11 protein-coding genes and 1 pseudogene are annotated in these 15,831 nt (G+C 53.6%); 4 read left to right on the top strand and 8 right to left on the bottom strand.

Annotated elements, in window-relative coordinates; all coding sequences use genetic code 11:
- The first annotated feature begins 6 nt into the window (after positions 1 to 6).
- On the top strand, positions 7 to 360 hold the full coding sequence (locus tag Q0915_RS01140; protein WP_299472559.1) for a Rieske (2Fe-2S) protein: 354 nt from the start codon (positions 7 to 9) through the stop codon (positions 358 to 360).
- A 361-nt stretch (positions 361 to 721) separates the two neighbouring features.
- A complete protein-coding gene (locus tag Q0915_RS01135) occupies positions 722 to 1,573 on the top strand; it encodes a peptidoglycan-binding domain-containing protein (RefSeq protein WP_299472558.1) in 852 nt (283 codons plus the stop codon).
- A 124-nt stretch (positions 1,574 to 1,697) separates the two neighbouring features.
- Here Q0915_RS01135 and Q0915_RS01130 read toward each other — a convergent pair whose 3' ends face one another.
- From Q0915_RS01130 to Q0915_RS01115, 4 genes are all read right to left on the bottom strand, one after another.
- Positions 1,698 to 2,306: a DUF1629 domain-containing protein gene (locus tag Q0915_RS01130; protein WP_299472557.1), complete on the bottom strand. Its 609-nt coding sequence runs from the start codon at positions 2,304 to 2,306 to the stop codon at positions 1,698 to 1,700.
- A gap of 97 nt (positions 2,307 to 2,403) precedes the next feature.
- A complete protein-coding gene (locus Q0915_RS01125) occupies positions 2,404 to 2,844 on the bottom strand; it encodes a DUF1629 domain-containing protein (protein WP_299472556.1) in 441 nt (146 codons plus the stop codon).
- A gap of 200 nt (positions 2,845 to 3,044) precedes the next feature.
- Positions 3,045 to 3,647: a DUF1629 domain-containing protein gene (locus Q0915_RS01120; RefSeq protein ID WP_299472555.1), complete on the bottom strand. Its 603-nt coding sequence runs from the start codon at positions 3,645 to 3,647 to the stop codon at positions 3,045 to 3,047.
- A 202-nt stretch (positions 3,648 to 3,849) separates the two neighbouring features.
- A complete protein-coding gene (locus Q0915_RS01115) occupies positions 3,850 to 10,968 on the bottom strand; it encodes a calcium-binding protein (RefSeq protein WP_299472554.1) in 7,119 nt (2,372 codons plus the stop codon).
- A gap of 186 nt (positions 10,969 to 11,154) precedes the next feature.
- On the opposite strand from Q0915_RS01115, the gene Q0915_RS01110 reads away from it, so the two are divergent.
- A complete protein-coding gene (locus tag Q0915_RS01110; protein ID WP_299472553.1) occupies positions 11,155 to 11,493 on the top strand; it encodes a hypothetical protein in 339 nt (112 codons plus the stop codon).
- A 24-nt stretch (positions 11,494 to 11,517) separates the two neighbouring features.
- Here Q0915_RS01110 and Q0915_RS32060 read toward each other — a convergent pair.
- The 3 genes and pseudogenes from Q0915_RS32060 to Q0915_RS01100 all read right to left on the bottom strand — a co-directional run.
- Positions 11,518 to 11,796 (bottom strand): annotated as a pseudogene (locus tag Q0915_RS32060) (AHH domain-containing protein); the annotation flags it as partial.
- Positions 11,797 to 11,822: 26 nt separating this feature from the next.
- Positions 11,823 to 12,431 (bottom strand): DUF1629 domain-containing protein, encoded by a 609-nt coding sequence (locus tag Q0915_RS01105; protein WP_299472552.1) that lies wholly within the window; start codon positions 12,429 to 12,431, stop codon positions 11,823 to 11,825.
- A 773-nt stretch (positions 12,432 to 13,204) separates the two neighbouring features.
- Positions 13,205 to 13,816, bottom strand: coding sequence for a TetR/AcrR family transcriptional regulator (locus Q0915_RS01100; RefSeq protein WP_299472551.1), 612 nt, complete (start codon positions 13,814 to 13,816; stop codon positions 13,205 to 13,207).
- A 118-nt stretch (positions 13,817 to 13,934) separates the two neighbouring features.
- Between Q0915_RS01100 and Q0915_RS01095 the strand changes: the two genes are divergently transcribed.
- Entirely contained in the window at positions 13,935 to 14,918 is a 984-nt protein-coding gene (locus Q0915_RS01095; RefSeq protein WP_299472550.1) for a zinc-dependent alcohol dehydrogenase family protein, read from the top strand.
- A 576-nt stretch (positions 14,919 to 15,494) separates the two neighbouring features.
- Here Q0915_RS01095 and Q0915_RS01090 read toward each other — a convergent pair.
- Positions 15,495 to 15,821 (bottom strand): hypothetical protein, encoded by a 327-nt coding sequence (locus Q0915_RS01090; protein ID WP_299472549.1) that lies wholly within the window; start codon positions 15,819 to 15,821, stop codon positions 15,495 to 15,497.
- Between the last annotated feature and the right edge of the window lie 10 nt (positions 15,822 to 15,831).

Here is a 15,831-nt window from a genome sequence, read left to right as displayed (position 1 = left end):
ACACCGATGACAACAAAACACTATGCCTGCAAAACCGCAGACGTCATGCGGAACGCACCGAAAATCGTCAGCGTTTCAAACCTCTCGATCGGCATTTTCAATCTGAACGACGGCTACCATGCCCTGTTGAACATCTGCCCGCACAAGGGCGCCGCCCTGTGCGAAGGACCGGTTTGCGGCACGACAAGGCAAACCTCGGATCGCGAGTTCGTATATGACCGGGCGGGCGAGCTGGTACGCTGCGCCTGGCACGGATGGGAATTCGACATCCGCTCCGGCGAATTTCTGGTCGACCCGACCGTCAAGGCCCGCCGCTTCGACGTCTCGGTCGAGGGTGACGATCTCTACCTTCACATATGAGATGAGGGGCAGCAGACCAAGCAGCCACGTAAAGAATTGAGAACTGCAGCGAGACGATGTCCTGCTGCAGTTTTTTGATAAGCGCAGCCCAGGCATCCATCCGGCGCACCCGGCAACCTGTTGGAAACACTCAAATGCCTTCTGTCTCTTCGCAAGCCTCACAAGGATCCATCGGCAAGGCTGAACGCTTCTCCGTCAATTACCTTGCGTAACTCTCAAAGCAAATTTTCCAGAAACAATTCAGCGGACGTGCGCTCCAAGGAACTTGGCGCGTTCACCTTCCTGCATTCATATGCTAGTCTGCGCGCACTTGGTTTAATTCTTTGCATTTGTTTTAAATATTCGTTTTGGAGCTGCCGCCATGCCGAAACTTCCCGGAAAATCCTATGATGAAATGAAAGCCCTGATCGCGGCCAATCATGGCATTGGCTATGTGTTCAGCTGGGAACTCATGCTCGCCATCTGCTGGGAGGAGTCGCTCTTCAACAACGAAGAGCAGGAAGGTGCGGGAACCGCATGGGGTTTCGGTCAGGTGGAACCTTCGGAGTATTACAAGTTCGAGACGGAGCAGGCCAAGACGCATGGATACTACGTCGCCAATCTGCCTCCCAGGATGAAAGTCGGCAACCGGACAAAACTCATGGGCACGTTGACGGACAATCAGTCGGTTCAGGTCGTTTCCGCTGCCCTGCGGCACAACTACATCTCCCGCAACAAGGGCAAGATGGACGCGCTCTACGCTTATGGCGGGGTTTATTACAAGGGGCCGTCACCGCTCACTGTTCTGGAACGGCTCGCAATCATCGAGGGCTGGCTCGACTGCGAGAAGCACCTTCAGTTTTTCCATCAGGGATATGACCCCGATGAGATCATCAAGGGCCTGCACATGGCCCGCAATTTCAAGAAAGTCGAAGCCCTCTTCCGCCCCATTCTGTTTCCATTGGGTGAGGACTATCTGATCGAGTGGCTGAAGGAGGAGATTGCCAGACTGAAGAAAGGAGAGCAGTTCCTGAAGGTCGGAAGCAGCGGCGATGAGGTGACCGCACTTCAGAACGTTCTCAACCACAAGGCCCCACCTGGAATAGAAGATCTGACGCCTGACGGGATATTCGGGCCGAAGACAAATGCCGGCGTTTTCGACTACCAGCGCCGCAGCCAGTTGATCGCCGACGGCATTGTCGGACCGAAAACAAGGCAGAAACTGACAGCGTGAGTATTCGCTGCGGATGATCGCCTGATGAGGTTTCTGCACTCTTGTCGCAAGACGGCCTTGGCAGCTTGATCTACGCCGGTGCTGCAGACAAGGCTTTCCGCCAATAAAATACTTAGCTGTCTAACTAATGAAGAGTGCGCTTGGTCCTGTAGAACCGCAAAGGCGATGGGGAAACGTCGTTCTCTTTGATAATGTCATGCAATTCGTCGGAGACGAATGCTCTTCCCGGTCCATAAGCTCCGGGACCAATCCACAAGTGGCGACCCTTGAGCAAATTTTCGTGCAGCGCGACTTCGCGTTTGTCCTTGGACAAATAAGCTGGGCTCACCGACATAACTCCCCGTCCGGTCGAATCTGCGTGAAATCGCAAATTCTCGGATCGCTCAACATCAACTGCATCAATTGGTTCAACGATGTTGATGATGAAGAGTTGAGCAGTTTCCTTGCCTTCCGGAGCATCTCGTAAGACGTAAGGATGAAAGTAGTGTCGACCTGGTTCTAATCGTTCGATAGCCTGTTTGATGACGTCGGTACAGTACCAAAACTGAATGCTAAATAAATTTGGAATTACTGATGTTTTTCGCTCCAAAAAACCGCTAGAAGGAAATAATTCCGGTTTTATGTTTACACCTTGATTAATTGGCTTAATAAAATTTCGAACGATACTTCCCCATTTATCATCCCAATATTTATCTTCGTCTACGTCGGGAATGTTCTTGTAACTCGTCGTCATAAAATAAGGCACAATTTCATTCTACTTTCCTCAGCTAGCGCTGATCTCATTCGTTGAAAAACTTGAGTATCTTGCTGACAAGCCTTAAACCCCGCTGTCAAACTTCACGTATCGGCGTGAAGTCGAACCCCTTGAGCTTTGCCGACTTCGCTCTCTTGAAGAATTCGTCCGAGCAGAAGAAATTGATATTGAAACTCTTATTGCCTGTCCAAAAGTGCCGATCTTTCAATTTGTTTTTTTGAACAGCCAGACTCGGCCTTACTTTCGCCAACCGCAAGGACTGTCGACCGGAAGCGGTTGTTATTGCGTAAACTTCAGATTGTTCCGGAACGATCGCATCAACCGCTGAGCAGACATGCAACACGAAGTGGTCTCCCTCGAACAGCTCACCGTTTTTTCTGCAAAGGACAACCGGAATGAATTGATGTTTGCCGGGTTCGAGATCCTCAAGAATATCTCTCGCGCTGCTACTGACCGCGTACTTGCCTGGCAGCAGAAAGAAATCCGGAATAGCTTTATGCGCCGACTTGATTTTCAAGGTTCGCGGAAATCCTTCCACAGCAAGCTGTGTCCCGGGCGGCGTTTCATGCGGCATGTCTCTGAAATAGTAGGGCTCGCCCACCCAGTCGAACACCGGGCAGTAGCGAGCGTTTGATGTCTGATCAACCAGATAGGCCAAAAGGTCCTCACGTCTTCAAAAATCTGCGAACGCAGAACAAGGTTTCAGGCCTCACACGCTCAGGAAAGAACCACGCAGGGCTTCAGACCCGTTCGACCAAATTTGCCCTTTTTGATCGCATCACCGAGTGGCCCGGAGAAGAAAGGTGTCATTTTCAAGATAGGGTCCATCCAAAGATCGACACCTCCAATAGAGTTCATCTCACGCACCGCGATACCATCATAACCAACGCCTGATGTCAGATATCCAGTATTGGCTTTTCCCGAAAACGGACCGGCAGATTCCTCGTAAACTAAACAACCTGCCTTCTTTTCGGTAACGTTTAGAATGAAGAAGCGACCCTCCCGCTTTATTGATCTGGTGGGATCATAAAGCTCGGTTTCAACGAGTTGATTATTGCCAAATTCAAAGCTTCTCAACAATTCGCCAAAGCGTTCCGAAACCAGCACTAGGCCGGATTGGATCAGAGAGACGTGGTTCAGTGTTGCGTTTTTGTGGTCCTGAAAAACTCTGTATGGAAACCAGCTTGGATCTATGAATTCACCGCGCCGGCACCTTTGCGCCATGGCGACTTCATGTGGCGAACTCTCAAAGGAAATCCATTTGATGTACAAAGAGTTTGCCCAAGCCTCGCTTGTCCAAACCTTGGTTTTCTTGGTCATGCCAATCACCCTGTCCACGCATAGCCACGCGCGCACCTTCCATACCAGCTTGCCTGAAAATGCACTCCAAACCAGACACCAAGTGAACACAGTCGCACACTGAGCCTCCAGCACAAGTCTTGGTCTTCAGCGTTTAGCTGCCCCGCACGCTCGTGCGGGGCGCTTCAGTCGCCTCTAAAGCGCCAACCGCAAAGCCTGCGGACTAGACGAACTGGAAATCGTCTTGGTGCAGATCGGAGACAAGGACGCTTTTCAGAATGATGCTGGTGGCCGCATCAATCGTGATCGTCGTGTCCGTGCCATCATCAGTCGCTGCAGCGATCACGGACGCTAAGTCTGCGAACTGGCTGGTGCCGAATTCAAGTAGATCAGCAGATCCTGCACCTGCGCTGAAGTCCATGATCGTATCGTGACCGCCCGCATTGACGGAGAACACGAATGTGTCGCTGCCGCCGCCACCGGTGAACTGATTGTCCACCGAGGAACCGATGATGCGGTTGTCGCCGCTGCCCGCGATCAGATTTTCGAAGTTGAGGATGGTTTCCGATCCCCCGCTTTCGAAGGCCACCGTACCAGCTGTCAGGTCGAAGACTTCGTCTCCGGTCGCGAAGGTGAAGTCGAGCGTATCGACATCCGCGCCGCCATCGAACGTATCCGCACCCTGATTGGCGATGATCAGGTCGTTGCCAGCGCCGCCGTAATGATCGTCGTCGCCGCGTCCCCCGTTCAGGATGTCGTCTCCGTCGCCGCCATTCAGGACGTCGTTGCCATAGGTGCCGAAGATGTCGTCATTCTGGTCCGTGCCGGAGAAATAGGTCTGGTTGAGGAAATCGGTATGGCTGAGCCGCGTTCCGTCTGAGAACTCGAACCACTCGATCTGGTACTCCTGGTACCAGGATACTTCGCGCAGGGCCTCCAGAATGGCGATGCTGCCGCTTCTGCCATCGAAGGTCAGCACCAGATCATCCTCAGAATAGGTGACGTTGATCTGGTCGATCGTGATCCCGCTTGCAAACACCAGCGTGTCGTTGAGGTCCGATGAACTGCGGCCCCATTCCTGAATGCGAATGTCGCCAATGGCATCCGACATGATGATCCGGTCGGATCCGCGATGGGTGTAGATGGTATCGGAGCCAAGACCCAGCGTAAACGTGTCCGCGCCGTAAGTGCCTCTTATGACATCGTCGCCATCCGTGCCCTTGAAGTAGGTCTGGGCATAAAAGTCCTGGAAATTGAGACGTGTGCCGTCGGAGAACTCGAACCAGTCGATCTGCCGCTCAAGATACCAGGAAACGTCACGCGACGCCTGTTCGATGGTGATCGATCCGGCCCTGTCGGTGAAACTCAGCCGGATGTGGTCGCCGTCCCGGGTACCGATGATCTCGTCAATGGTGATGCCGTCGGCAAAGACCAGCGTGTCGTTGACATCCGAAGACGAACGGCCCCAGTCGTGCAGGCGGATATCGCCGATCGCGTCCGACATCACAATACGGTCGGAGCCGCGGTGCAGATAGATCGTGTCGGACCCGAGGCCGAGCGTGAACGTATCCGCGCCATAGGTGCCCCTAATAACATCGTTACCGTCCGTGCCCTTGAAATAGGTCTGGGCATAAAAGTCCTGATAGCTGAGGCGTGTGCCGTCGGAGAATTCGAACCAGTCTATCTGGCGTTCCAGATACCAGGAGACATCGCGTGATGCCTGTTCAATGGTGATTGACCCGGCACGGTCGGTGAAGCTCAGCCGGATATGATCGCCATCGCGCGTTCCGATGATCTCGTCGATGGTGATGCCATCGGCAAAGACCAGCGTATCGTCGACGTCCGAGGACGACCGTCCCCAGTCATGCAGACGGATGTCGCTGATCGCATCCGACATGACGATACGGTCGGAGCCACGGTTGAGGTAAAGCGTGTCGGATCCGAGGCCGAGTGTGAACGTATCGACACCATAAGTGCCCCGAATGACATCGTTGCCAACCGTGCCCTTGAAGTAGGTCTCGGCGAAGAAATCCTCGTGGCTCAGAACGGTTCCGTCCGAGAACTCGAACCAGTCGATCTGACGCTGGTGCCAGCTGGAGGAATCGTTCGAGAAGTCTCTTATGGTGACGCTGCCGCTCAGCCCTTCGAAGGAGAGCACAACATGATCGCCGTTCCTGAGCGCGCGCACATCGGACAGCGCGATACCTTCGGCGAAAATGATCCGGTCATTCTCATCGGCCGCGCCGCTGCCCGTGTCGTAAAGCGTATAGTCACCGGTATCCGCCGACACGATCAGCGTATCCGCACCGGTGCCCAGATTGATCGTGTGCGTTCCGCCCGCCAGACGATAGAGATCGTCCCCCGACGTGCCGTTGATCGTCGCCGGATCAAGCTCATCGATCACATCCGGCTGGACATAGCCGGCGGTAACGCTTGCTGTTCGGGTGTAGACACCATCCGTGACCAGATAGTCGAAGGTGACCGGAACATTATCGTCGTCCAGAGTGACGATGAATGTACCGCCCGCCCCGAGCGAAACCTGACCGCCGACGACATTCCGGAACCCGATGATAGAGAGCGCGTCCGAATCCGGATCGCTGTCATTTCCAAGCAGTTCCGAATGCGCGATCGTGATGGGCGCGCCGGGTACGAGAGCGGTTACTGTGTTGCCTTCGACCGTTGGGGCCGCGTTTTCGACCGCAACGCTGACCCAGTCGTTCCGCGACCACACTGTCCCATCGGCAAAAACAATGCTTTCGATACCGCGCTCGAAAAAATCCGCCGCGGAATCAACCAGCTCGACGGCCCCGTTGTCGCCTGCACCAGGACTGCTTTCGGCAATCACCAGTGTGATGGTGTCGCCATCCCGGTAAACGCTGACGTCTGCCGGGTTGATGTCGGTAAACCTGAGCATATCGGAAGTGCCGTGGAAGGTGTTTTCGGTGATCTTGTCGAAGCCGTCTCCACGCGCGTAAAGATAGGTGTCGTTCCCGCTCGCACCGGCAAGATCGTCATTCCCGGCGTTTCCGGCAAGAGTGTCCGCACCGTTGAAGCCGAGAATGACGTCGTCCCCGGCCGTTCCGGCCTGAGCGAGCACCATTTCCCTGACATCCGTCATCGTCCAGACCGTATTGTCGTCGAAGACAATTTTCTCAATCTGGTCGGCCGAACTGCCATTCAAAGTGTTGATCAGCGTGATCTGATCGCTTGTGCCAGAAAACGTCAGAACAAGGTCGTAGCTCGTGCCAATGCGCGAGAGGGACACCTCGCTGGCAGCGTAGTCCTTAATCCGGAGCGCATCCGTGTCGCCATTGCCGCCGTCCTCTATGGTGTCCGAACCGTCTCCGCGGGCGAATACGTATGTGTCGCTGCCATCTCGTCCTTGCAGAATATCGTCGCCGCCATTCCCTGTGAGTGTTTCGTTGGCCTCCGTTCCAACGAGATTGTTAGCCATCTCATTACCATCAAGATATGCTTCCGGCACTGCTGCGCCGTAGGTTGCCAGATGGGTAATCCCGTTAGCGTCAAGCGACGTTCCGTCTGCGAATTCAATGCGTTCCAGACCATTTGCGGCACCATCAATGGCATTATCCGAAACGGTAATATCCTCGCCCGTCGCCTTGACGGTGACAAAGAGGTCATATCCCTGGCTGCCGGCCCGTTCACCAAGCGTGAACTCGACGTCCGCGACGTTGAGATCGGTGAACTTCAGGACATCTTCACCCGCCCCGTTCGATGCTTCGAATATGGTGTCGTTGCCATCGCCGCTCGCATAAACGTACGTATCTCCGCCGCTGTCGCCGGAGAGCGTATCGTCGCCGAGGCCACCGACAATCTGCTCAGAGAAGTAACCTCCGCGCAGGGTGTTGTCCTGATCGGTGCCGACAAGCTGCAGGTTCGCGACAATTTCGGTCTCGCCGAACGTCGTCCCGTCGGAAAACACGATCTGTTCGATACCTGCCGCGTCAATGGGGTGGAACTGCTGGTCAACTGTAATAGTCTCGCCGGTTGCCTTTACAGTCACATGCAGATCGTCTTGCGTTCCGTCAGCGTAATTCCCGGTGCTCAAATAGACATCGGCGAGCGTCAGATCCGTAAGTTCCAGAACGTCGGCGTCCGAGCCTGTTGTCGTCTCGTAGATGGTGTCATTGCCATCGCCGGACATGTACTCGTAGATGTCGCCCTCAGAACTGCCACGCAGGAAGTCATCCCCGAGACCTCCAATGATGCGTTCCGATGCATAGCTGCCGTAAAGAATTTCACTTTGATCTGTTCCGACCAACGTGAGATTGGCCAGCATTTCGGCCTGGTCGATCGTCTGCCCGTCGGCGAATTCAATCAGCTCAACACCGGATTGACTGTAGAACTGGGAAGAAAGCGTAATCACTTCACCTGTCGCCTTGATGGTGATAAAGAGGGTGCTTTCCGTATTGTCGTTGGCGTTTCCGCGAGTCAGGTAGACATCCTGGAACGTGACGTCGGTCAGCTTCAGAACATCGGTGCCATAGTCGAGCGCATACTCACTGATGAAATCATTGCCGTCGCCCGTGGCCCAAAGAAAGGTATCGCTGTTTTTCCCGCCCCGCAGAACGTCGCTGCCTTCCTGCCCCCAGTAAGTGTCGGCACGGTCCGAGCCCTGAAGTTCATCGGCAAATTCGGTTCCGACAACGATCGCGCGGGCCTCGATTTCGGCCCGGCTCCAGCTTTCGCCGTTCTCAAAGGAAATTTCTGTGAGACCGCGGCCGGTCAGCTGATCTTCAACGGTAATGACATGACCGGTCTTGCGGTCTTCGATGTAGAGCGTCTCAAGACGAATGAAGAGGAAGAGATCCCCGGGATCGAGATCTTCAAGCTGCAAAGTGGTTGAGGACCCGCCGCCAACCAGAACATCATTGCCGTCACCGGATTTGTAGGCGATCTTATCGATGCCGTGCTTAACGTCGATATAGTCGTCACCCCTTGCGCCATGGAAGTTTTCGTCGTCATTCGAACCGATCAGAGCGTCCCGGCCGTCTCCACCGCGATACCAGGAATTTGCCTCAATCCACGCAGCGTCGAATTCGATCACCTCCGGTGCGTCCATACCCGCACTTGCGCCAAAGACAATGCCCTCGAAAGCATGATCATTCTGAAACTGTTCCTGGACCCTGACGATGCTGCCGGATCCCCCCCAACTGATGAATAGGTCTTCGCCTTGCCGGGTCAGGATCGTGTTTTCCTTGGTGCTGGCGACCAGCAGCAAGTCAACATCGTCTATATTTTTGTGATAGAGATCATCTTCAAAAATCGTGTCGTAGCCGACACTGCTGCCAAAGTAATAAAGATCGCTGCCGTCGTCGCCGGCATAATAGTCGTCACCTGCACCGTAGTAGTTCAGACCGTTGTCCGAGGCATTGTCATTGAATTCGGTGACAGTCCCCATCAGGGCGCCGGCCTCGTTCAGGGTCAGATCGTAGGTCTTGCCCTCATCGTCACCGCCTTCATAATCGTGAAAATCGGTATCGACGTCGGCCAAGTGAATAACGCGGTCACCGCCCGGCACCAGGCTGACACCTGCCACTGCTTTCAGCGGTACGTAATCCGGATCCAGGCTGAGATTGTGCTCCGGGTCGTAATATTTGGAATTGGCATAGAACGACGTCGGAACAGCCTGCGGATGCAGTGTGAAAGCCTCGGTAAAGAAGGCATCGAACACACCTTGTTGCGCACTGGTCAGTCCGTCGCCGACGCTTTGCCACAGCACGTCAACCATCCGCAGCAGGCCCTGGTTGTCGAAGCTGGAGGTTAAAGCATCTTCGAACATGACGTCGCTGATATGCTCGACAAAGCCTACGAAATCACCCGCAAAGCCATCGGTTTGTGGGTCATAGGAGATTAGCCCACCCGGATTGAAATCCGTGTCGACCTGAAGCGCAATGCGCAGGCCGATGCCGGAAACGAACGCATCCCAGCCGGCATCCAGTGCCTTTCCGCGCACACCGCCCGTGGAGAAAGGAAATTCCTGTCCGGCAAACTCTTCCATGGCCGCGATGTGGCGCTGGTTCCCATGGTCCGACGGACCCGGATCGACATCACCGACACCGGCCCAGTCAACCAGCAACTGTTGCACGCGCAGCATGTATTCCTCGGTCTCGCTGACCTTGAAATCCGCCGCGCCCCTCAGGACATTCAGAACATCATCGCTTTCAAGCGCTGCGATCAAAAGTGAGGGAACGTTGCCGGCCCCTGCCAGCTGCGGCAACAGGAACGCGTCGATGCGTGGGGCAAGATTTTCCGGAGACAGATCCAGAGCCGCGATGCGCGCGGAGAAGTCCGCATCGGTCGTGTCGCGGTTGAAGGAAATACCGTAAATGTCGGCCGTTGTACCATCGCCGAAGGAGACAATCGATTTCGCGTTCAGCTCGTTGCCATTGTCGACAACGTCAATGGTGGTCTTGTCGAGATCGATCGACGTAATGCCGAGCTCGGCCAGTGTCTTCAACTCGCCTTCGTCGGTCTTGCCGTCCGAATTCGCATCGACCCAGACCTTGAGGCTGTCATAGCCAAGGGTGACGTTTTCCAGCAGACCGTCGCCATCCAGGTCCATCAGCTTGGTCTCGGCAGTGTCTTCGGCCGAAATCACGCCATCGCCATTGGTGTCGTGGCGGCTGAGTTCATCGAAGGTGGCAAACTGTTCGGAGCGGTTGTTGATGATGCCATCACCGCTCCAGTCATGCACCACGAACCCATCTTCCGGCTCGATCCAGCCTGCCCGCTCGGCAACACCATTGTTATCGAGATCGAAATAGGCGGTGGAGTTTTCAACGGCCGTGGTCGTGACCCCATCCCCATCGAGATCGATCACCAGCGGATCAATCAGCCCCGCAACAGCTTCGAAGAGGTTGATGAGATCAACAGCTGCAGCGAGTGTCGGGAAGAAAGCTTGAAAGTAACCCAGAAGCGACGAGAGAACTTCCGGTGAAGGAAATTGCCCCTCCTGGCCTTCGAGGGGGCCTCCGTCCCCGAACAAGTCGCCATAAGGATCGTCAGCATCATCCGCACCGGTCAACGCACGATAAAACGCGGCGCCCGCCTCACCCAAAAACTTTTCGCCATAGTATGAACCAAACGCGCCCGCGGCCAATGCCGCCAAGGTAAGCGCGGCGCCTGGCGGCGTACCCAATGCTACTAGAATAGCTGCTGCAGCCAAGCCCGCTAACAAACCACCGCCAATGTCGCCGATCGCCGCGCCGATATGAGAAGCAGCCGCTTCATTGTCATTTTCAAGAAATGCTTGGCGCGCCGCCTCAGCGTGCATAAGGACTGAAATGATGTCGCCCAATGGCCCGAGATACTTACCCAAACCCTTTAGAACATCATCAAAAGCGTCGCCTTGTCGTAAGACCGCCGACGAACCTGGGGTAAGATCATCGAAAGCTGATTTAACGCCGGAATTGTCTAGTGCTTTGCTTATGTCATGCAATTTATTCGCAAGTTTATCGGTGAAACCCGCAACTTGGCCTTTTGACCCAGGATCCAGGCCGCCTACGTGTTTCTGAAGCCCATCGAGCGCCTTGATTGCGTTCATTTTTTGAAGCGACGCCTGATTGATTTTGCCGAGTTCCGCCTTACCAAAATCCTCAAGTCCTTTTTTAACGTAGCTGTCGGGCGCAACTCCCGCTTTCGAGGCCTCGTTTATTGCAATCTTGTCTGTTTGTGTAAGATGGATTTCTGGTTTCTTTGTAGTGTTAGCGTCGTAGCTTCCTTCTACTTTGACTTTGTCACCATCAATCTTAGTGTCGAACTTGATACCGGGCGCGAGACCTTCGCGAAGGTTGTTTTTGAGAGCAGTTATGGCATCTATCTTGGTTTTCTTGTCAGCGCCTGAATCAAGTATTATATTTAGCCTGCCCTTCACGATTTCATCGTACTTGTCGACGTGCCTTGTATGCTTCGCGAGATTAAGGTTGCTCGCAACATCCGCATTAGTTGGAAGCGGAATTAAGTTATCAAAATCGTTGAGTCCAATGCCTAAAGCCTTCAGCTTATCTTCTAGCTCTTCATAAACTTTTACTGAGATTAGATGATGCGCCTCCCATACAGCGTTATTTGGCAATGGATTTTCGCCAAACAACGACTTGACAACACTACGCGCTTTGTCGCGTATTTTCTGGGCTGTACTTGTAGACATTTGATTTTCCAATATTTAACAAGTAATTACTTTGTTTGATAAAATTTGAGGGGTGAAGGCTCTATATCGTATTGCAATATTACTTCATGCAATTCATCAGATACAAACGCCTTACCTGGCCCGTATGCGCCGGGGCCCAACCAAAGATGACGCTTTTGTGTTCCATCATCGCGCAGCGAAATTTCACGTTTTTCCATGGATAGATAAGCAGGATTAAGTGCAACTCCGCGCTTGCCGGCTAAATCTGTATAAACATCAAGATTCTGCGAATTACTGACATCCAGTAAGTCAATCGGATCTAAAATATTTATGATGAATAACTCCTTTACAGTTTTTTTGTTTTCTACGTCACGCAATGTAAATGGGTGAAATTTGTGTCGACTAGGCTCCAGACGCTCTATCGCTTCCCGGATGACACTTGTACAAAACCAATATTGAATAGAGAAAAGATCGGGAATGATTGGCATTTCTTCTCTTAAGTACCCACCCAACGGGAAGTATTTCGCATCAACATTTAAACCCTTATCAATTGGCTCAAGTAGAGTTTCTACAATACTACCCCATTGATCGTTCCAATATTCATCTCTCTCAATGCTTGGTACTCCTTCGTAGTTTGTTGTCATGAAATAAGGCATCTACGGTCTTCTCTTCTCTGGGGTTAGGGTTCGATTCGTATGCGGCAAGAGCCCGCGATCCGAACTTACCCAAACCAACAATTCATTTCGACAAAAGTAATTGGTGTTGCGAGAGCAGGTTCTTTGACCCTAGAAACAGGAAATTTGATCGCTGCATCGTGCACGTTTATCAACTTCTCTAGTGACACGCTTGTTAACCGACCGATTGAAAACCCGAGGAGGTTCGCTTCCAAACTCGGACTTGCGTCCTCCAAATCCAAGAGAAGACAAACATCACTTACCTCATTCAGCGGCAGCGCTGGCTCAACCGGTCTCTCACTTGAAATTTGCATACCTCACGTCGCCCCCAAATGCGCTTGCTCTCGACTAGGCAAATCACCGCCGACAGCTTCCGAACACCCCGAAAGCATGGCGAACCTGCAAGACCCAGCACCCGTTTAACGCGAGACTGTCACGAATGACTAAGGTTGTAAATAGGTCGTAAATTACCTGCATAAAGTTGTAATATTACTGTCAAAAATACTCGATTTACCGCAAAATTCCGCGTGCAACGACACACTTCCACACGCACTTTATGGGTGTGTTTCTGAGTGTTTCTGCAAAAAATATCTGAAAAACGTGATCGGTTATCCACAGGGGTGCAACGTCATCTGGGATCACGATTGCGCGGCGGTTCGACAGGGTTTGATCGTACAGGATCGGAGCGCAAGGCGCTGGAGGTGTTCCTCGGATTTTCGGCTGGAATGGATCCGTGGGTTTCCTGAAAACGGGCGTCAGGACCGCTGATTTTTGACAAAGCCGCTCTTCATGACCGATGCAAGCTGGCCCGCGGCGTTCGCAGCCGAAAGCCCGGGGTTCCGCATCCAGCCCATCATCGCTCCTTCGACCAGACCGTGCGCCATGGAGGCCATGAGCGGGATGTCACCTTTGAGGAAAGCCCCGTCCCGCAGGCCGTCGCCATACATGAGCCTGATCTGCGCCTGAATGCGGTCGCCCGGCAAGGAGCCGTCGGCGTAGACGATATCCGTGGTCATGGACATCAGGCGCAGAAGCGGCTTGCGCTTTTCCGACAGGGTAAAGAGACCCAGGCAGACGCGGTCGAGGCGCGCTGAATAATCACCGCCCTGCGACCAGTCGGACTGCATCTGAACCACGAACTCGTCTTCGAGCGATTCAAGCATGGCGCGCAAAAGCGTGAGTTTGTTTTCGTAGAACCTGTACACCGTACCAACGGCAATACCCGCTCGCTTCGCAATGTCGGCGATCGACACATTTTCATAGCCATCCTCGGTGAAGAGGTGAAGCGCGGCATCCAGAAGCGCCGCGCGCTTGGTCTCCGGGTCTCTGGTGCGCCTCGGCGCGGCAATCGGTGGTGATTTTTCCATTACTGAATTTTATTCATTAGCGTTGACATATCAAGAGAGCACCCCATCTAGTTTAATGAATTTCGTTCATTAGTGAAAAGTATGCGAAGTCAGGATCTTGAAGATGGAGACGGAAAGAGTGAAACAGGCCATATACAAAACGCACGGCGATGCGGCTGAAGTCATTGAAATTGCTGAACGTGAACCGCAGCCGCTTGCACCGGGAGAGACGCGCGTCAAAATTCTGCGTGCGCCGATCAATCCTTCGGATGTGTTTCAGATCGCCGGTCAATACGGGATCCAACCGCCGCTTCCAGCGCCAGCCGGCATGGAGGGGATCGGCCGCGTTTCTGAAGTCAATGGCGAGGGATTGCCGGCAGGTACGCTCGTCTTGCTGCCCGTGCCTCCGGGCACCTGGGCGACAGAGAAGGTCTTCGCCTCTCACACGCTCGTCCCGGTTCCCGAAGCTGACATTGATCAGTTGTCGATGATCTCGGTGAACCCGGCAACAGCTTACCTGCTCCTGACGCAATATGTCTCCTTGCAAGAAGGCGACTGGCTGATCCAGTCAGCTGCTAACTCCGCCGTTGGCCGCTATGTCACCCAGCTCGCCAAGGCGCGTGGCATTCGCGTTGCATCGGTGGTGCGGCGGGAAAGCGCGATTGCCGATGTTATGGAAGCAGGCGCGGACGCTGCCTTTGTCGATGGTCCAGATCTTCAGAAGCGTGTTGCCGCGGAACTGGACGGCGTACCGGTGCTCGCGCTCGATGCGGTCGCGGGCAAAACCCTCGGGCGGCTCGCGGCGACGCTGGCGCCGAATGGAGTTGCGGTGCTTTATGGCGGCATGTCGGGCGAAAACGCGACGCTGTCCGATGCATCGGTCATTTTCAAAAATGTCTCGATCCGCGGTTTCTGGCTGGTCCACTGGTTCCAGAATTCATCGCGCGATGAACAGCAGCAGGTCTATGCGGAACTGACAGCCCTGATACTAGAGGGCAAACTCAATGCACCTGTCGATCGCATCTTTCCGCTTGAGGACATCAAGGAAGCGCTCGCCTACACGATGAAAGGCGAAAGAGCCGGCAAAGTTCTGATTGCGCCGAACGGCCTCTCATCGCGTTAAAGACAAGCCAGCCTCTTGCGGGCAACGCCTGGCACCGAAACACGAACAACACCCCGAACGCGCTCAATCCGCTTACTTTGGTTGCCTGAGGAATTGGGCGTTCCTTCTGAGGTGAGTCCGCTGGCCTATAGCAGCGCCTATTTTGCTTCAGGCGCTGTCCAACTTGCCTTTGGAACAGCTTCCGAGGATTGGCTGAACGACATCAAAGGCGATCGGATGAGCTACACGGTCGTCTTTCCGGATTCAGTCAATGGTGTCACTCGTCATGCACACAAGCACGAAATCCGGTTGATCGTCCAAGCACAAAAATCCACCATGAATATCTGCCGGAGACACCAAAGACGTTCACAATATCGATGTCTATCGCCCGACGCTGTCGCATGAGATCAGCGACAAAATTGTACTGGTAAAGGGAAAAAGTTCTCACCGAGCGTAATACCTGCAGGGCAGTCGGCTCACGAACCAATACGGTAGCGTTTGTTATCGATCGGCATCCTTGAATTCTTCTAGAAGTCTGCTCCTCCCGACACGCCGGTTTTCCATGCAATCGGCGTGTTCCTGATCCTGGAATAATCTTCAATCTATTGAGTAAACTTCATCAAGCCCCATGTAGAAATCGATCATGTTTCGCAACAGTTTCTCATCCAAGCTGCCGGCGCGCTCCTTCGCGAAAGCTTCAACGCGTTCCAGATAAGGCTTGCAACGTGTTGCGAATATCTCTTGCCGCCAAGATTGTGCACAAGACTTAAATTCATCATCACCCAAAAAATAAGTAGTCATGAACTGCGCAACAAGCGCCATATTCTGTTCGGGCGATAACGGCACGAAGTCGGCCTTTGCTGCTTTTGGCAGCGCCGAGAACAACAACAAACAAACCATCGCAAAACCCACTACCTGTCGCATATCAAGCATC

Source organism: uncultured Roseibium sp. (assembly GCF_947494555.1).
In the GTDB taxonomy this organism is placed as follows: domain Bacteria; phylum Pseudomonadota; class Alphaproteobacteria; order Rhizobiales; family Stappiaceae; genus Roseibium.
This window is presented reverse-complemented; position numbering and strand designations above follow the sequence as displayed.